This window comes from Micromonospora sp. NPDC005237, from assembly GCF_040607775.1.
Taxonomy (GTDB): domain Bacteria; phylum Actinomycetota; class Actinomycetes; order Mycobacteriales; family Micromonosporaceae; genus Micromonospora.
The window spans coordinates 179,265-196,181 of sequence record NZ_JBEXHJ010000004.1 but is presented as its reverse complement, the minus strand read 5'-3'; the positions used below and the strand labels follow the sequence as shown (position 1 = coordinate 196,181).

21 protein-coding genes are annotated in these 16,917 nt (G+C 71.1%); 10 read left to right on the top strand and 11 right to left on the bottom strand.

Going from position 1 to position 16,917, the window contains the following annotated elements; all coding sequences use genetic code 11:
- The first annotated feature begins 69 nt into the window (after positions 1-69).
- The 6 genes from ABZT87_RS13340 (at position 70) to ABZT87_RS13315 (ending at position 4,473) form a co-directional block, all read left to right on the top strand.
- The gene (locus ABZT87_RS13340; protein ID WP_354859808.1) at positions 70-774 is read left to right on the top strand and encodes a helix-turn-helix domain-containing protein; all 705 of its coding nucleotides are present in this window, start codon (positions 70-72) and stop codon (positions 772-774) included.
- The gene (locus ABZT87_RS13335) at positions 771-1,493 is read left to right on the top strand and encodes a hypothetical protein (protein ID WP_354859806.1); all 723 of its coding nucleotides are present in this window, start codon (positions 771-773) and stop codon (positions 1,491-1,493) included. Before ABZT87_RS13340 ends, ABZT87_RS13335 begins: the two co-directional genes overlap by 4 nt.
- A gap of 71 nt (positions 1,494-1,564) precedes the next feature.
- Positions 1,565-1,879, top strand: a complete 315-nt coding sequence (locus ABZT87_RS13330) for a DUF2516 family protein (RefSeq protein WP_234582317.1) — start codon at positions 1,565-1,567, stop codon at positions 1,877-1,879.
- Entirely contained in the window at positions 1,876-2,763 is an 888-nt protein-coding gene (locus ABZT87_RS13325; RefSeq protein ID WP_355064485.1) for an alpha/beta hydrolase, read from the top strand. Before ABZT87_RS13330 ends, ABZT87_RS13325 begins: the two co-directional genes overlap by 4 nt.
- A gap of 11 nt (positions 2,764-2,774) precedes the next feature.
- Complete coding sequence (locus ABZT87_RS13320) at positions 2,775-3,512, top strand: alanyl-tRNA editing protein (protein ID WP_355135601.1); 738 nt, start codon at positions 2,775-2,777, stop codon at positions 3,510-3,512.
- A gap of 46 nt (positions 3,513-3,558) precedes the next feature.
- Entirely contained in the window at positions 3,559-4,473 is a 915-nt protein-coding gene (locus tag ABZT87_RS13315; protein WP_355135599.1) for an SDR family oxidoreductase, read from the top strand.
- A gap of 52 nt (positions 4,474-4,525) precedes the next feature.
- Here the strand turns inward: ABZT87_RS13315 and ABZT87_RS13310 are convergent, their stop codons facing one another.
- Positions 4,526-5,509, bottom strand: coding sequence for a YafY family protein (locus ABZT87_RS13310; protein WP_355135915.1), 984 nt, complete (start codon positions 5,507-5,509; stop codon positions 4,526-4,528).
- An 81-nt stretch (positions 5,510-5,590) separates the two neighbouring features.
- Here ABZT87_RS13310 and ABZT87_RS13305 point away from each other — a divergent pair, with 81 nt between their 5' ends.
- On the top strand, positions 5,591-6,382 hold the full coding sequence (locus tag ABZT87_RS13305) for an EI24 domain-containing protein (protein WP_355135597.1): 792 nt from the start codon (positions 5,591-5,593) through the stop codon (positions 6,380-6,382).
- A 1-nt stretch (position 6,383) separates the two neighbouring features.
- Entirely contained in the window at positions 6,384-6,899 is a 516-nt protein-coding gene (locus ABZT87_RS13300) for an O-acetyl-ADP-ribose deacetylase (protein WP_355135595.1), read from the top strand.
- 319 nt (positions 6,900-7,218) lie between these two features.
- Here the strand turns inward: ABZT87_RS13300 and ABZT87_RS13295 are convergent, their stop codons facing one another.
- Together ABZT87_RS13295 and ABZT87_RS13290 are read right to left on the bottom strand one after the other, a co-directional pair.
- Positions 7,219-7,407, bottom strand: coding sequence for a DUF397 domain-containing protein (locus ABZT87_RS13295; protein ID WP_354859857.1), 189 nt, complete (start codon positions 7,405-7,407; stop codon positions 7,219-7,221).
- On the bottom strand, positions 7,404-8,150 hold the full coding sequence (locus tag ABZT87_RS13290) for a helix-turn-helix transcriptional regulator (protein WP_355135593.1): 747 nt from the start codon (positions 8,148-8,150) through the stop codon (positions 7,404-7,406). Before ABZT87_RS13290 ends, ABZT87_RS13295 begins: the two co-directional genes overlap by 4 nt.
- A gap of 195 nt (positions 8,151-8,345) precedes the next feature.
- Here ABZT87_RS13290 and ABZT87_RS13285 point away from each other — a divergent pair, with 195 nt between their 5' ends.
- Together ABZT87_RS13285 and ABZT87_RS13280 are read left to right on the top strand one after the other, a co-directional pair.
- Positions 8,346-8,606 carry a hypothetical protein gene (locus ABZT87_RS13285; RefSeq protein ID WP_355135591.1) on the top strand — a complete coding sequence of 87 codons (261 nt, stop codon included), beginning with the start codon at positions 8,346-8,348 and terminating at the stop codon, positions 8,604-8,606.
- A 134-nt stretch (positions 8,607-8,740) separates the two neighbouring features.
- A complete protein-coding gene (locus ABZT87_RS13280) occupies positions 8,741-8,869 on the top strand; it encodes a hypothetical protein (RefSeq protein WP_355064494.1) in 129 nt (42 codons plus the stop codon).
- Here ABZT87_RS13280 and ABZT87_RS13275 read toward each other — a convergent pair whose 3' ends face one another.
- The 8 genes from ABZT87_RS13275 to ABZT87_RS13240 all read right to left on the bottom strand — a co-directional run bounded on the left by ABZT87_RS13275 (position 8,870) and on the right by ABZT87_RS13240 (position 16,898).
- Positions 8,870-9,766 (bottom strand): GNAT family N-acetyltransferase, encoded by an 897-nt coding sequence (locus ABZT87_RS13275; protein WP_355135589.1) that lies wholly within the window; start codon positions 9,764-9,766, stop codon positions 8,870-8,872. It abuts the gene before it with no gap.
- Between the two features lies 1 nt (position 9,767).
- Positions 9,768-10,181, bottom strand: a complete 414-nt coding sequence (locus tag ABZT87_RS13270) for a RidA family protein (protein ID WP_355135587.1) — start codon at positions 10,179-10,181, stop codon at positions 9,768-9,770.
- A 151-nt stretch (positions 10,182-10,332) separates the two neighbouring features.
- Positions 10,333-11,340, bottom strand: coding sequence for a LacI family DNA-binding transcriptional regulator (locus ABZT87_RS13265; protein ID WP_354859779.1), 1,008 nt, complete (start codon positions 11,338-11,340; stop codon positions 10,333-10,335).
- 20 nt (positions 11,341-11,360) lie between these two features.
- Positions 11,361-12,740, bottom strand: a complete 1,380-nt coding sequence (locus tag ABZT87_RS13260) for a GH1 family beta-glucosidase (protein ID WP_354859778.1) — start codon at positions 12,738-12,740, stop codon at positions 11,361-11,363.
- Positions 12,737-13,570 (bottom strand): carbohydrate ABC transporter permease, encoded by an 834-nt coding sequence (locus ABZT87_RS13255; protein ID WP_354859777.1) that lies wholly within the window; start codon positions 13,568-13,570, stop codon positions 12,737-12,739. The genes ABZT87_RS13260 and ABZT87_RS13255 overlap by 4 nt, the downstream gene beginning before the upstream one ends.
- Positions 13,567-14,559: a sugar ABC transporter permease gene (locus tag ABZT87_RS13250; RefSeq protein ID WP_355064500.1), complete on the bottom strand. Its 993-nt coding sequence runs from the start codon at positions 14,557-14,559 to the stop codon at positions 13,567-13,569. The genes ABZT87_RS13255 and ABZT87_RS13250 overlap by 4 nt, the downstream gene beginning before the upstream one ends.
- A gap of 70 nt (positions 14,560-14,629) precedes the next feature.
- Entirely contained in the window at positions 14,630-15,937 is a 1,308-nt protein-coding gene (locus ABZT87_RS13245) for an extracellular solute-binding protein (protein ID WP_355135585.1), read from the bottom strand.
- A 202-nt stretch (positions 15,938-16,139) separates the two neighbouring features.
- Positions 16,140-16,898, bottom strand: a complete 759-nt coding sequence (locus ABZT87_RS13240) for a maleylpyruvate isomerase family mycothiol-dependent enzyme (protein ID WP_354854558.1) — start codon at positions 16,896-16,898, stop codon at positions 16,140-16,142.
- Positions 16,899-16,917 lie beyond the last annotated feature (19 nt).

Below are 16,917 nucleotides of genomic sequence, written 5' to 3'. Positions count from 1 at the left end.
CTGAGACCTTGCTAACTTTGGCAAGCATTTCGCTTGCAAGAGCTAGCAGGCGGCATTAGCGTCGGGTCCATGGCCACACCCAAGGACCTTCCCGACGTCGGCGGGTTCATCCGCGATCTGCGGCGCAACGCCAAGATCTCGCTGCGCCAGCTCGCCGAGCAGGCGGGGGTCAGCAACCCGTACCTCAGCCAGATCGAGCGCGGGCTGCGCAAGCCCAGCGCCGAGGTGCTCCAGCAACTGGCCAGCGCGCTACGGGTCTCGACCCCGGCGATGTACCTGCGGGCCGGGCTGCTCGACGACAAGGAGGGCCACGGCGTGCTCGCCGCCATCGCGGTGGACCCCGATCTCACGATGGCCCAGAAGCAGTCGCTCAGCCAGATCTACGAGACGTTCCGCCGGGAGAACGCCCGCCTCGCCGAGGCCAAGGCCGCCGCCGAGAGCCCGGCCGCCGAGGGTCCGGCCGCCGAGGGCCCGGCCAGCGGAAGCCCGGACGTCGCCGGCACCACCGGAGTGACCAGGTCCTCCACCCCGACCGACGTCGCCGACGAGCCGGCCGACGTGGCCAACCTGGCCGCCACCGGCCCCACCACCGCGGGCGGCACCCCGACCGAGGCCGTGCTCGAGTCGGTCGCCGTCACCGAGGCGGGCACCGCCCCCGCCCCGGGCAGCAGCACCAGCACCCCCGAGAAGAGCAGCACCAGCACCCCCGAGAAGAAGGCCGCCGGACCGGCGGTCCGCAAGGCCGCCGAGGCGGCCGAGGAGGAGACGTCATGACCGAGCCGAAGACCAACCGCATCCCCGCCCCGATCTACGCCGCCGCCGGTGCCGCCGAGTTGGCCCTCGAGCAGTTGCGCAAGCTGCCCGCGGCCGTCGGTCTCCACGGCACCCGGGTCGTCGCCGACCTCGGCGGCCGGGCCGTGCTGACCGGTTTCGAGCTGCGCCAGAAGGCCACCGAGACGCTGCGTACCGCCAACGAGACCGCCGAGACCCTGCGCGGTCGCGCGCAGGCCGAGCTGGACCTGGCCAAGCTGCGCGAGGCGGCTGACCTGACCAAGCTCCGCGAGGCGGCCGACCTGACCAAGCTCCGCGAGGTCGCCGACATCGACAAGTTGCGGACCGCCGCGACCCGCAACGCCGCCGTGGTGATCGCCGGTGCCCAGGCCGCGCAGGAGCGGGCGTACGCCGCGTACGGCGCGCTGGTGGCCCGTGGTGAGCGGGTCGTCGGCGCCGGTGTGCTGGAGGCCGCCGAGACGGTCAACGCCGACATCGAGGCCACCCAGGCCGCGCCCGCCCCGGCCGCGCCGGCTGCCACCGCCCCGGCTGTGACCCCGGCCCCGGCCGAGGTGCCGAGCCCGGCCGAGGTGGCCGAGATCGCCGAGGCCAAGCCGGCCGCCGTCAAGAAGGCTGCCCGGGCGAAGGCCGCGAAGCCGGCCGAGACCCCGTCGGCCAAGCTGCCCCGGGCCACCAAGCGGACCCGCCCGGCGGCCGAGTAGTTCGTCCTGTCGGCGATCCCGACGGCGTCCTTGACGGACGTAGTCGGGGTCGCCGACATAAACTTGCCGGCATGGCCACCGCCGCGCCGATCTTCGCGTTCGAAGTCCGTTACGTGATCGAGCTGATCCTGCTCGTCTTCGCGTTGATCATCCAGGGTGTCGCGTTGGTGCATGCCATCACGCAGCGCTCCGACGCCTTCTCCGCCATCGGGACGCTGCCCAAGGGTGGCTGGATCGCCATCCTGGCGGTCTGCCTCGTGCTGATCCTGCTCAGCCGCGGTCCGATCAGCCTCTTCGGACTGATCGGCATCGCCGCCGCGCTGATCTATCTGCTCGACGTCCGGGTCGGTCTCCGCGACCTCAGTGACGGCAAAGGGTTCTGGTGAGAGGTTTTCGCTGGCCGCCTCCGCCCGACAGCGGCCCCCGCACCTGGGGGCCGGGTCCGGGCGGGCCGCGTACCGGCCGGCCGGCTCTGCCGGAGCCGGAGACGGAGCTGGTCGCCACCCCGCACGGCGTGCAGCTGGAGCGCCTGGTCACCGGCGTCGGTGACCCGGTCACCGTGTTCGCGCACGGGCTGGGCAACGGGATCGCCACCACACGCCCGTTCGGCAGCGGGGTGGCCGGTCGTCGGCTGTTCTTCCAGTTCCGGGGTCACGGTCGCTCCGAGGCGCCGGCCGGCCCGTGGACCTACCTCGACCTGGCCCGCGATCTGCGGGCCATCGCGGATCTGGGCGGCGCCAGCCGGGCGTTCGGGGCGAGCCTCGGCGCGGGCGCACTGTGCCGCCTGCTGGCCGAGAGCCCGGAGCGCTTCGAGAAACTGGTGTTCTTCCTGCCGGCGGTCCTCGACCAGCCCCGCGGTCCGGTCGCCCGGGACCGCATCACCGCCCTGCTGGAGGCCGTCGAGAGCGGCGAGGCGTCGGCGGTCGCCGACGTCGTCGCGCTGGAGCTGCCGGCGGCGGTCCGCAACACGCCGGCCGGCTGGGCGTACCTGCGGCAGCGGCTCGACCAGCTGCTCCGCGACGGTCTGGCCGACGGCCTGGCCACGCTTCCGGAGCAGGCGCCGCTGCAGGACGCGACCGCCCTGGCGGCGGTCACCGCGCCGGCCCTGGTGATCGGCTGCGCGGGCGACGACCTGCACCCGGTCGAGGTCGCCGAGCAGCTCGCCGCCGCGCTGCCCCAGGCCACCCTGCACGTGTACGACCGACCGGGGGTGCTCTGGACGGAACGCGCCGACCTGCGGGAGCGGATCTCCGGCTTCCTCAACGGGTAACGTGGCCTGTCATGGGCGTCACACAGCATGGCCGGACGCACCGGCTGGATCTCGCCGACCCGACCCTGCGTGAGTGGACCTGCACGGTCCTGCACGCCGACCCGGAGCAGGGCATCGTCCTGGACCGCTCGGCGTTCTACCCGGGCGGCGGCGGCCAACCGCCGGATCACGGCGTGTTGCTCTGGCAGGGCGTGCAGACCCGGATCGTCGGCACCCGCAAGGGCGACGACCCGTACCTGATCCCCGCCGAGGGTGACCCGCTGCCGCCGGTCGGCACCGAGGTCGTCGGCGCGGTGGAGGACGAGCGCCGCACCCGTCTGATGCGTACCCACTCCGGGCTGCACGTGCTCTGCGGTGTGGTGTTCCGCGACTTCGGCGCGCTCGTCACCGGCAACTCGATGGAGCCGGGCGAGGCCCGGATGGACTTCAACCTCCCCGAGGTTCCGCCGGACTTCAAGAGTCGCATCGAGGAGCTGGTCAACGCCGAGGTGGCCGCCGACCGCGCGGTCGCCACCCGGGTGCTGCCGCGCACCGAGGCGCTGGCCCTTCCGGACATCATCCGTACCCAGTCCAACCTCATCCCGCCGGACGAGCAGGAGGTCCGGATCGTCGACATCGTCGGACTGGACGTGCAGGCCGACGGCGGCACCCATGTCGCGTCCACCGCCCAGATCGGCAAGGTGCAGGTGGTCAAGGTGGAGAGCAAGGGTCGGGCCAACCGCCGGGTCCGCGTCCGGTTGGTGGACTGACAAATTCGGACGCCGGCTGTCAGGTATCGCTGGCAGCCTCGCAGGCATGACACAACCGCTCGCAGGAAAGATCGCGCTCGTCGCCGGTGCCACGCGGGGCGCCGGTCGACAGATCGCGGTCCAGTTGGGTGCCGCCGGCGCCACCGTGTACGCCACCGGTCGCAGCAGCCGCGCCGGCCGTTCGGAGATGGACCGGCCGGAGACCATCGAGGAGACCGCCGAGCTGGTCACCGCGGCCGGCGGCACCGGCGTCGCCGTGCAGGTCGACCACCTGGTGCCCGAACAGGTCCGCGACCTGGTCGCCCGGATCGACGCCGAGCAGGGCCGACTCGACGTGCTGGTCAACGACATCTGGGGCGGCGACCCCCTGGTGACCTGGGACAAGCCGGTCTGGGAGCAGCCGCTGGAGGCGGGTTTCCGCACCCTGCGGCTGGCCGTCGACACGCACATCATCACCAGCCAATTCGCCCTGCCGCTGCTGATCCGTCAGCCCGGTGGCCTGGTCGTGGAGATCGGCGACGGCACCAAGGCGTACAACGACGAGAACTACCGCCTCTCGGTCTTCTACGACCTGGCCAAGGTCTCGGTCAACCGGCTCGCCTTCACCCAGGCGCACGAGCTGAAGCCGCACGGTGGCACGGCGGTCGCGCTCACCCCCGGCTGGCTCCGCTCCGAGGCCATGCTGGAGCACTTCGGCGTCACCGAGGAGAACTGGCGCGACGGGGCCGCCACCGACCCGCACTTCCTCATCTCGGAGACGCCGGCCTTCGTCGGCCGCGCGGTGGCAGCGCTCGCCGCCGACGAGGAGAAGGCCCGCTGGAACGGCCAGTCCGTCGACGCGGGCACGCTGTCGAAGGTGTACGGCTTCACCGACGTCGACGGCAGCCAGCCGGAGGCCATCCGGTACATCACCGAGGTGGTCGGCGCCGGCAAGCCGGCCGACGTCACCGGCTACCGCTGACCCGCTGACCGGTCACCGGCGGGCCGCTGACCTGCTGGCCCGCTGACCGGTGTCACGGCACGGTCGGGCCGTCGTAGCGTGCGGCGGCCCGGCGTGCCGCGCCCGCCATTTCCGCGCGCAGCTCCGGCGGGTCGAGCGCCTCCACCTCCGGGCCCAGCGCCAGCAACTGGGCGTACGCGACGCCGACCGACTCGACGGGCAGCCGGGCCACCACCCAGCCCTGCTCGTCGGGCTCGCCCACGGAGGCGACCACCTCGTCGTACACGTAAGGGGCATCGACCAGGCGTCGGAGCTGACGCAGGCCGGCGGGGCTGAGCCGGACGGTCACCTCGGCCCGCAGCATGGTCCGCAGGAATTCCCCGGCCTGCTCCCGCCAGTGCCCGGCCAGGTCGAAGCCCTCGTTGCGCTCGAAGTGCTCCTCGCCCACCTCGACCCCGGTCACGCGGTCCACCCGGTAGGTGCGGACATCCTCGCCGACCCGGCCGACCAGATACCAGACGCCGCTCTTGAGCACCAGGCCGTACGGCTGGACCCGGCGGGTCACCTCCTTCTCGCCGCGTCGGTAGCGCAGATCCACCACCCGATCGCTCCAGACCGCCCGCGCCAGCTCGGCCAGCCACGGTGGCGGCGGCGTCTCCCGGAACCAGCCCGGCACGTCCAGGTGGAACCGCTGCCCGGTACGGGCCGGCGCGTCGCGCAGGGCGGGTGGCAGCGCGGCGAGCACCTTCAGCTCGGCGGACGCGACCGCGTCGGCGAGCCCCATCTCACCGGCGGGCCCGGGTAGCCCAGCGAGGAAGAGCGCCTCCGCCTCGTCCCGGGTCAAACCGGTTAGCCGGGTGCGATAGCCGCCGAGCAGGCGGTAACCGCCGGCCCGACCCCGGTCTGCGTAGACGGGCACGCCCGCTGCGGAGAGCGCCAGGACGTCCCGGTAGACGGTCCGCTCGGAAATCTCCAGCTCCCGTGCCAGCTCGCCCGCCGTCATCGACCCGCGCGCCTGCAACAGCAGCAGCAGTGAGATCAGTCGGGACGCGCGCACCCGCCCATCCTGCCCGGTGCCGCTCGCCGCCGGGGCGCGCTGCCCGGCGGATTCGAGCACGGCTGGTTAGGCTGCTCGATCGTGGACGCCAGCAAAATCGCCAGCCCGGTGACCGGGGCCGTCGGACGCTTCTTCCTCGGGGTCAGGCTGCTCCTGCGCGGGCTGGGCCTCTACGTCCGCAGCCCGAAGCTGATGCTGCTCGGCATCGTGCCGGCGCTGATCTCCGGTGCCCTCTTCGTGGCCGCGCTCGTCACCCTGGTGTACTTCGTGGACGACCTGGCCGCGCTGGTCACGCCGTTCGCCGACGACTGGTCGAGCACCACCCGCAGCCTGGTCCGGGTGATCGCCGGGCTGGCCTTCCTGGGGCTCGGTGGCCTGCTCGGTGTCCTCGCCTTCACCGCGGTCACCCTGGTCATCGGCGATCCGTTCTACGAGAAGATCTCCGAGCGGGTCGAGGAACGGCTCGGCGGCACCCCGGACGCCGTGGACGTGCCGTTCTGGTCGTCACTGCGCCGCAGCCTCGCCGACTCGGTACGCCTGGTGGCCCTCACGGCGCTGGTCGGCATCCCGCTCTTTCTCGCCGGTTTCATCCCGGTGGTCGGTCAGACGGTCGTCCCGGTGATCGGGGCGGCGGTGGGTGGTTGGTTCCTCGCCGTCGAGCTGGTCGGAGCACCGTTCTACCGACGCGGTATGCGGCTGCCGCAACGCCGGACGATCCTCAAGGCGGACCGGCCCATGGCGCTCGGCTTCGGGGTGGCGGTCTTCCTCTGCTTCCTCATTCCGCTCGGCGCGGTGCTGGTCATGCCGGCCGCGGTCGCCGGTGCCACCCTGCTGGCCCGCCGCTCGTTGGGCCAGTCGATCGAGGAGAGCTGACATGGAGATCACCCTGGTCGAGGGGGACATCACCGCCCAGCGGGTGGATGCCGTCGTCAACGCCGCGAACTCGTCCCTGCTCGGCGGCGGCGGAGTCGACGGTGCCATCCACCGACGCGGCGGGCCAGCCATCCTGGCCGAGTGCCGGGCGCTGCGGGCGTCCCGGTACGGCAAGGGCCTGCCCACCGGCCAGGCGGTGGCAACCACCGCCGGCGAGCTGCCCGCCCGTTGGGTGATCCACACCGTCGGCCCGGTCTGGTCGTCCACCGAGGACCGCTCGGCGCTGCTGCGCGACTGTTACGCCAACAGCCTGCGCGTGGCAGACGAGTTGGGCGCGACGACGGTCGCGTTTCCGCTGGTCTCCGCCGGCATCTACGGGTGGCCGGTCGACGACGCGGTCCGCCAGGCGCTGTCGGTGCTGCGGTCGGCCACTCCGGCCACCGTCACCGAGGCCCGCCTGGTGCTCTTCGGCGCGGATACGTACGCGACGGCACGCGAAGTCTTCGACGTCGCGTAGGGCGCGCGCTCCCTCCTTGATCACGTGATGCTGACCAGTTGTCAGAAGCGGGTTCGAACTGGTCACCATCAAGTGATCAAGGATTCGAAGTGCGACGCGCTCGCGCGGCGCTGCCGCGCCCGCCGGTCCCGGCCGGCCCGTCGGTCCCGGCCGGCCCCGGGGACCCGCCGGCCCCGCGGGTCCGGCCGCAGATCTTGGACAGTTTCCGTTAGCAGCTAACGGAAACTGTCCAAGATCTCGTCGTATCGCTGCGCCATCGCCGGCAGTGGGCATACCGAAAGACCCCCGGTCTACCCGAGGGTCTTGTTGATGCGGCTGCTCAGAGGGCGGCGGTCTTCACCATGTCGACGAAGCCCCGCCAGGTGTGACGGTCGAACCGGAGCGTGCCGCCATCGCGATCCTTCGAGTCGCGGACCGCGACGACGCCCGGCAGGTTGTCCGCGACCTCGACGCAGTCGCCGCCGTTAGAGCTGCTTCGGGTGCTGGTACGCCATTCGGCGCCGGTCAGGTCAGCCATGTTCGTGCCTTCAAGAAGTCGATGGTGTGGCGGCGTGGAAGAGCCACTGATCGCAGCGTATCCCAGATGGCCCAGAGCGGGGCTGTCTCGTTGGTCAGTCGGCCGGCTGCCTGGTCGTCCAGGTATCCCACGTCGCCATCCTCGGTGGTAGCAATGACGAACGGTCCGGCCTGCCCGGCGTGCATGCCCGCGTCAAGCGGTAACACATGAAGGAAGGTGTTAGGCCGCTGCGCCATTTCGATCAGGTGGTCTAGCTGGGGATGCATGATGTCCGGCTCCCCGCGGCGCAACGCGCATTCGTCGATGACCGCGATGAAGAGCGGGGGCTTACGCCGGTTAAGGACCGCCGCCTGTCGGCGGAGTCGCGTTTCGACGTAATCCGCAACCTCGTCCGCGTCCAACAACCCGCTACTGAGGACTAGCGACGCGTACTCCGGTGTCTGTAGCAGACCGGGAATCACAGAAACCTGAAACGCGCGGAGGGCGGTCGCCTGGAGCTCTGTCTCGACCCACGGCCGCAGCCACGCCGGCTCACGGCGCTTCAAAACGTCCGGCCAAATGTCCCGCACTTCAAGCCCCAGGGCGCTCGCCGCAGCCGCTCGATGGCGGGGGTGGGGAACTCTGCCCGGCGTGACCCACCGTGCGACAGTCTTCGGGTCTACCCCCACCTGCTCGGCAAGACTCTCCACAGTCTCGCCCGAGTCCGCCAGTGCAGCCCGTAGTGCCTGATTCATGGTCGCCTCCTACTGGACGTCCCCAACGTCTATTGAACGTATATCTACGGGGTGTAGCCGTCCAGCTCCTCTGGGCAGTGTGTCAGTTGAGCGGCACTGCTGGTGGAGGCGTAGCCCGGCGGCGGTGTCAGCCCGGGGCCGTCCCGTGGGCGAGCACTCAGGGGCGGCCCCTCCTAGCCCATCGGAGGGGGAGACATGCCCGCAGCACCAGGACCGACATTCCGGGCCGGCGACCTGCTACGCCTGTCGGCCACCGCGAGCGTGCAGTTCCTGCGCCCGATCACCGTGCGGGTCATCCGTGAGTTGCAGTGGGACACGTACGACGGGTGGGTGTGGCTCGACGCGTACGAGCTGGGCGCACGCGGTGACGCGGTCGCCCGGCGTGAGCTTTACGTGCGCCGCGAAGGCGTACAACTGCTGAACGCTCCTGCCCGCAAGCTCACACGCGCCGGATGAGCCCGCGACCGCGCCCGCATCATGCCGGCCTGCCGCACTGGCGCTGTACCCGCTGCGGTGTCCACTGGCCGTGTTCAGCCGCGCGGTTGTCGCTGCTGTCCCGCTGGCATGGCGACCGGGTCGGGATGCTGCTCATGTTGACCACGCTCGCGTGGGAGGCGTTCGCCGACGCGCTGAAGCTCGGCTTGCGCCCGGACCCCGCGGTGTACGTCGCGCGGTTCCTGGAGTGGACGCGCCCGCGCAGCGACAACCGAGCTGACTGATCAGGTCAGGTCGGCCAGGCAGGCCCACAGGGTCGCCACCGGTCGGTAGCCCAGCCGGGCGTTGATCGCCAGCATCGGCGCGTTGGACTCGTCGTTCGAGGTGTACGCGACCCGTACGCCGGCTTCGGCGGCCCGGTGCAGCGCCGCCGTCTTGGCCAGTCGGGCGAGCCCTCGACCCCGGTACGTCGGGACGGAACAGGTGTAGTCCGACCACATCCGCTCCCCGTCCCGCTTGACCAGGCTGAACGCGGCCACCTCGCCGTCGACCTCGGCGGCGGTGCTGGCGGTCTTGTCCAGTCCGAGGTTGTCCCACACGTCGTACTGCCAGCTCTCGAAGGTGACCGCGTCGACGGGTACGTCACCGGGTTCGTCGACGGCTGCGGCGACGTTCGCCTCGTAGAGCAGGTGCGGGTCCAGCTCGGCGATCGGCCGCAGTCGTACACCCGGAGGCGGCTCGGGCAGCGCGGGCGGCGGGGTCAGGTCCAGCGCCGAGTAGCGCACCTCGCGGCTGGGCGTGAAACCGTGCCGGCGGGCGAAGGGCAGCGAGTCCGCTGCGGCCATGGTGCGTACGCGGCGGACCCCGAGAGGGCGGAGGTGGTCGGTCGCGGCGGTCAACAGCGCCGTCCCGATTCCCCTGCGGCGGTGCTCGGGGTGCACGTGCAGCATGCTGACGTCGCCGAAACCCTGCACCGATGTCGAGGTGTTGGGCTCGGCGGACGTCCAGCCGACCACCTGGCCGTCGACCTCGGCCACGAACGCGGTCCAGCCGTCGATCGGCGGTGGTTCGGCGATCATCTTGCGGGTCGACTCGACCCCACGCACCAGGTACGGGTGGACGTTCGCCCGCAGGGCCACCACGCCCGGGGCGTCGTCGGGCTGCGCCACACGGATGCGCATCTCAGGCCCCCGTCCGTACGGCGGCGACGGCCTCGACCTCGACGAGCTGGTCGGTGTAGCCGAGCACGGCCACACCCAGCAGGGTGCTGGGCGGATCGTGGTCGCCGAAGAAGTCCCGGACCACCTCCCAGACGGTCACCAGGTCGGCCTGCCGCGACGATGCCACGTACACGGTGGTCTTGACGACGTCGGTGAGCCGCGCGTCGGCCGCGCCGAGGGCGGTCTCCATGTTCGCCAGCACCTGCCGGGCCTGCGCGGCATGGTCACCCGGCGCGACGGTGCGGCCCTCGGCGTCCAGCGGGCACGCCCCGGCGGTGAACACCAGGCGGGCGGGCGGCTCGACGGTGGCCGCGTACGCGTACTCGGCGACGTCGGAGAGAGCGGGCACGTGCAGCAACGCGACAGGATCCGGCATGCCGGCGAGGCTAACGACGATCGCGCACGGTGGCGACGCATTAACGCGCCGGGCAGCAACTTCAGGGTTGTTGCTGCCTCCCGACGCCGGGAAGCAGCAACAACACCGAAGTTGTGCGGATCTTGAAAGCGGATCTTGAGAGCGAGACGGGTCAGGCCGACGCGCGGATGATCAGCTCGGTATCGAGCATGACGGCCGGTTCGATCGCTTCGCCGGCCGCCAGCCGGAGCAGTTGCCGGGTCATCCGTCGGCCGAGTTCCACGATCGGTTGCCGGACGGTCGTCAGCGGCGGCTCGGTGTAGGCGGCGGTTTCGATGTCGTCGAAGCCGATCACCGCGACGTCCTCCGGCACCCGCCGGCCGGCCGCGCGCAGCGTGCGCAGGGCGGCGTGTGCCATCAGGTCGGAGGCGGCGAACACCCCGTCCAGGTCGGGATGGTCGGCGAGCAGGCGGTCCATCGCCGCCGCACCGGACTCCCGGGTGAAGTCGCCGACGGCGATCAGCTCGGGCAGCCCGGCGGCGGCGACCGTCTCCCGGTAGCCGATCAGCCGTTCGATCCCGGCGACCATGTCCTGCGGGCCGGCGATGGTGGCGATCCGCCGACGACCACCGTCGATCATGTGTCGGACGGCGGCGGTGACCCCGCCGACGTGGTCCACGTCGACGTACGGCACGGGTACGTCGCCGAGCGGCCGGCCGCTGACCACCACGGGGATGCCGAGCCGGGCCAGCGTGCCGGGCAGCGGATCGGCGCCGTGCAGCGAGGCGAAGAGCACTCCGTCGACGTGGCGACCGGTGGTGTACCGCTCGACCCGCTGGTGCCCGGCCGGTGAGCCGGCCAGCATCAGGACCAGTTGCTTGTCGGCGGCCTCCAACTCCTGACTGACGCCCCGGATGATGCCGGGGAAGACCTGGTCGTCGGAGAAGACCCGGGTGGCCGCCTCCGGCATGACCAGGGCGATCGAGTCGGTCCGCTGGGTGACCAGGCTGCGGGCGGCCAGGTTGGGCACGTACCCCAGCTCGGCGACCGCCCGGTTGACGGCCTCCCGGATGGGTTCGGCGACGGTGGTGGAGCCGTTGACGACCCGGGAGACGGTGGCCCGGGACACCCCGGCCCGTGCCGCCACCGCCTCGAGCGTCGGCCGCTGCGCAGTGGTCATCGCGACTCTCCCCCCGCTCGTCACAGCCCGTTCCGGGAGATCACCTCCTGGTACCACCGGGCGCTGGCCTTCGGTGTGCGCCGCTGGGTCAGGTAGTCGACGTGCACGATCCCGAACCGCTTGCGGTAACCCTCCGACCACTCGAAGTTGTCCAGGAATGACCATACGAGATACCCGCGCAGATCCACGCCCCGGGAGATCGCCTCGTGCGCCGCCCGCAGGTGCCCGTCGAGGTAGGCGATCCGGTCGTTGTCGATCACCTGTCCCGGCCCGGCCGGCGAGTCGGTGCCCGCCTTGTCGGGGAACGCCGCGCCGTTCTCGGTGATCAGCAGCGGCACACCCGGGTAGTCGGTGGCGATCCGCTCCAACAACCGGGTCAGCCCGGACGGCTCGATCATCCAGCCCATGTCGGTGAGCGGCCCGGCCGGCGGCAGGAAGTGCACCGCGCCCTCGGTGCCCGGGTAGGCGCCGTCGCCGTCGCCGTCGGGGCGGCCGGCGACGTAGGTGGGCGCGTAGTAGTTGATGCCGAGCAGGTCGATCGGGGCGGCGATCAGCTTCTCGTCGCCGTCGCGGATGAACGTCGGCTCGACGATGCGGGCCACGTGCTCGCGTACGTCGTCGGGATAGCCCCCGGCCAGCAGCGGGTCGAGGAAGATCCGGTTGTGCAGGCCGTCGACCAGGCGGACGGCGGCGGCGTCGGCCGCGCTCTGCGGGTCCGCCGGCCGTACATCGGCCGGGTTGACGGTGATGCCGACGCTGCGCGCGCCGGCCGCCCGCAGCGCCCGCGCCGCCAGGCCGTGCCCGAGCAGCAGATGGTGTACGGCGGTGAAGGCCGCCGCGCCGTCCTGCTCGCCCGGCGCGTGCACCCCGTTGCCGTAACCGAGGTAGGCCGAGCACCACGGCTCGTTGAGCGTGGTCCAGACGTCGATCCGGTCGCCGAGGCGGGCGTACACGGCGGTGGCGTACGTGGCGAAGTGCTCGGCGGTGTCCCGGTTGGTCCAGCCGCCCCGGTCTTCCAGGCTCTGCGGCAGGTCCCAGTGGTAGAGGGTGACGATCGGATCGATGCCCCGGGCGAGCAGGGTGTCGGTGAGCCGGTCGTAGAAGTCCAGCCCGCGCGGGTTGACCGGGCCGCTGCCGTCGGGCTGGATCCGGGGCCAGGCGACCGAGAACCGGTACGCCCGCAGGCCCAGCTCGGCCATCAGCGCCACGTCGTCGGCGTACCGGTGGTAGTGGTCGCAGGCGACGTCGCCGGTGTGGCCCTGGTACACCTTGCCTGGCGTACGGCAGAAGGTGTCCCAGATGGACGGGCCGCGACCATCGTCGCGGGCCGCGCCCTCGATCTGGTACGCGGCGGTGGCCGCACCCCAGAGGAAGTGCTCGGGAAACCGGAGTTCATTCACGCCTTGACCGCACCTTCCATGATCCCGCCGATGATCTGGCGGCCGAACAGCACGAAGACCAGCAGCAGGGGGAGCGTCGCGATGGCCGTCCCGGTGAACACCTGCGACATGTCCTGGTAATACCCGTCGGACAGCGCTCGCAGGGAGAGCTGAACGGTCGGGTTCGCCGGGTCGTTCAGCACAGCGTACGGCCACAGGAAGTCGTTCCACGTGGTCATGAACGTGAGCAGGCCGAGCACGGCGGCGGCCGGGCGCAGCGCCGGCAGCACCACGTGCCACCAGATCCGCGGGGTGCCGCAGCCGTCCATCCGGGCGGCCTCGATGAGCTCGTCGCTGATGGCCTGGCCGGCGTACTGCCGCATCATGAACACCCCGAAGCCGGTGACCAGCACCGGGACGATCACCGCGGGCAGCCGGTCGTTCCACTGCAACTTGGTCATGAGCAGATAGAGCGGGATCACGCCGAGCTGCGTCGGCACCATCATCGTCGCGATGATCACCAACAGCAGCGCGTTGCGCCCCCGGAAGCGCAGCTTCGCGAAGGCGAACCCGGCCAGGCTGGAGAAGAACACCACCGAGACGGTCACCGTGGTGGCCACGATCACCGAGTTGATCAGACCGGTGAGGAAGTACGCGTCGGTGTTGTCGAACAGGCGGGCGATGTTCGCGCCCAGGTTGCCGCCCGGTGTGACCGGGGGTGGCAGTTGGCCCATCGCGTCGTTGCTGCGACTGGCGACGACGAACATCCACCAGATCGGGAAGATCGACAGAACGGCGGCGAACATCAGGGCCAGGTAGGTGAGCGGGCTCGCCCGCCAGAGGCGGCTCATCGGGTTGCTCCTTTGCGAGGGCCGGCCCCGCCGCCGAGTCGGCGCAGGATCAGCACGTTGACCGCCGCGACGATCGCGATGAGCGCGAAGAGGAGCCACGCCACCGCCGAGCCGTAACCGAAGTTGTAGTGCGGCGCGAAGGCGTTCTCGAACATGTACATGGTCAGGGTCTGCGACTCGCGCAGCGGTCCGCCCCGGATCGGGTTGGTGCCGGAGTTGAACATCCGGGGCTCGGTGAAGAGTTGCAGGCCGCCGATGGTGGCGATGATCGTGCAGAAGATGATCGTCGGTTTGAGCAGCGGCACGGTGACCGACCAGAACTGCCGGGCCCGGTTGGCGCCGTCGATCGCCGCCGCCTCGTACAGGTCGCGGGGGATGGCCTGCATCGCGGCCAGCAGGATCAGCGCGTTGTAGCCGGTCCACCGCCAGTCGACCATGGCGGAGATGGCCACCCAGGAGGCGACCCGGTTGGACTTCCACTCGATCGCGTCCATCCCGACCAGGTCGAGCAGCCAGTTGATCATGCCGAACTCGCGGCCGAAGAGCACCCCGAAGACGATCGCCACGGCGGCGGTGGAGGTGACGTTGGGGACGAGCACCGCCATCCGCCAGCCCGTACGCGCCCGCAGCCCTCGATTCAGGAGGTTGGCCAGCCAGAGCGCGGCGAGCAGCTGCGGCACCGTGGAGATGACGAAGATGCCCATCGTGTTGACCAGCGCGTGCCAGAAGTCGGCGTCGGCGAGCAGCCGGGTGTAGTTCTCCGCGCCGACGAACGGGTGGTCGGTGCCGAGCAGGTCCCAGTCGTGCAGCGAGACCCAGAAGGTGTACGCCAGCGGATACGCCCCGAAGACTCCGAAGATCAGGAAGAACGGGGCGATGAAGAGGTACGGCGAGAAGCGGGTGTCGAGCCGGCTGAGCCGACCCGACGATCGGCGTTGGTGCCCGGTTGCCGGTGCGACCGGCGGTCGGGCGTCGAGCTGGACGGTCATGCCCGGGGACTCCTTTCCGTCGTGCGGGCGGGACCCCGGGTCCCGGAGCCCGCCCGCACGCTGGCTCGGGCTACTTGGCGGCGGCCTTCTTCGCGTTGGTCACCGCGTCCGTCCAGCCCTGCGTGGGGCTGCGCTGGCCCAGCTCCACGGTCCGTACGGCGTTCTCCACCTCCGTGCGGACGGCCTGGTTCTTGGGGCCCATGTAGACCGGCTTCAGGCTCTTCGCGCCGGTGCCGAAGATCGCTCCGACGGGCGCCCCGGAGAAGTACGCGTTGGTCGAGCCGGCGATCGCCGGGTCGTCGAGCGCCTGCGGCGAGGAGGGCAGCGGACCCTTGGCCTTGAACGCGCCGATCTGGCCCTTGGCGCTGGTCAGGAACTTCGCCAGCTCGATGGCCTCGGCCTGGTGCTTGCTCTGCTTCGGCACGGCGAGGTGCGACCCGCCCCAGTTGCCGCCGTTGCCGGGCACCCGGGCGATGTCCCACTTGCCCTTGGCAGCCGGGCCGGAGTTCTGCTCGATGACACCGGTCATCCAGGCGGGGCAGGCGATGGTGGCGAACTTCGACTGCTTGAAGGCCGACACCCACTCCTCGGACCAGGAGCCGTACTTGCCGGAGAGGCCCGAGTCGATGATGTCCATGGTGGTGTCCCAGGCCTGCCGTACCGCCGGGTTGCTGTCGACCACGACGTTGCCGTTGGTGTCGTAGTAGCTGTAGCCGGTGGTGTTGCCGGCGGTCTGCAGCAGGATCGTGTTGAACGTGTTGGTGGCCGCGTCGAGGAAGGACGCCCCGGTCTTGGCCGCGACGAACTTCTCACCGGTGGCGATGTAGTCCTGCCAGGTCGGCCAGAGCTTCGACACCGCGTCCCGTTCGGTGGGCAGGCCCGCCTTTTCGAAGAGGTCCTTGCGGTAGCACATGGCGATGCCGCCGACGTCGGTGCCGAGGCCGATGAGCTGCTTGCCGTCCGGGGTCAGGCCGGCGTTCCACTTCCATTCCAGGAAGTTGCCCTTGAGGTCGGCGGCGCCGTGGTCCAGCAGGTTGACGAAGTTGCCGGGGTTGGCCTTGTACTCGACCAGCAGGCCCTCCTCGATGGCCACGATGTCGCCGGCGCCCCGGCCGGCGGCGAGCCACTGGGTCAGCTTCGGCGAGTACTCGTCGAGGTTGCTGCCGGTGCCCCGCTCGACGATCTTCACGCCGGGGTGCGCGGCCATGTACTCCTGGTAGAGCTGGTCGTAGCCGAACTGGCCGAAGACGTCGACGGTCAGCGTGATCGGCCCGTCCGCCTCGGCGTCGTCACCGCCGCCGCAGCCGGCGGTGACGAGCAGGGCGGTCGTGGCGGCGAGGGCCACCGCGGCGAGGCGGCGGCGCGGAAAGACAGCCATCGGATATGGACCTCTCTCAAGGTGGTCAGGTGGTGGAAGAAGGCCAAGAGAGCGCTCTCACGTCAGGGTGGTGGGTTCCCCGGGCAGTGTCAAGAGAGCGCTCTCTCGAATCTGCGCGGGCAGCACCGGACGCACGACGAGGGCGTCACCCCGACGGGGGTGACGCCCTCGTCACGTCGGCCGGGCCGCGCCCGGTGTCAGATCAGCCGGTACGCAGCCCGTCCAGCAGCGCGCGGTCGCCGGTGACGTCGAGGGTCTCGAAGCTCACCCGCCCCCAGAGCGCCAGCAGCAGATCGCTCGCGGTGCCGCTGACCTGCGCGCGGGCGTGGTGATCGTCGTGGTCGAAGATGGTCGCCGTGTCGAGCAGCGCCACCCCCTCGCCGCGCAGCCGCAGATACCACTCCTGATCCGCGTCCGTCGCCGCGAGCTGCACCACCCCGTGCCAGTCGCCCTTGACCTGCCGCCGGCCGGCCGGCAACCAGGTGTCCAGCACCTCGCTCACCCCGTCGGCGGCGAGCTTGGCCTCGACCGGCTCACCGGCGGCGATGGCGAGCTGGGCGTCCCAGCGGTGCACCGCCGTCTCGTGTGCCATCCGGCGCGGCCAGAAGCCGGCCTTCTTCGGCTGCGGCGCCCAGTTCCACGCCGGCGCCTCCGGGTCGAGCCCGTCGAAGAGGGTCATCAGCTGGTCGTACCCCTGCTGCCAGAGCTGGAGCGCGCTCAGGCCCGAGGGTGCCACGGACGCGTCCCGGCGGGCCGGCACCTCCGTCTGCCCCGACCCGGCGAACGAATAAACCCAGTGGTAGATGCCCGCGAGGTGCAGGGTGAGATCATTGACTGTCCAGCCCGGACAGGACAGCACGGGTGTCTCCGGCGGCGCCTCGGCGACCGCCGCGGCGAACGCCGGGCCCTCGGCCCGCAGCGCCCCAATCCAGAAGTCCTTGCTGCCCTGCAGTCTGCTCATCGCCATCCTCCCGGGGGTG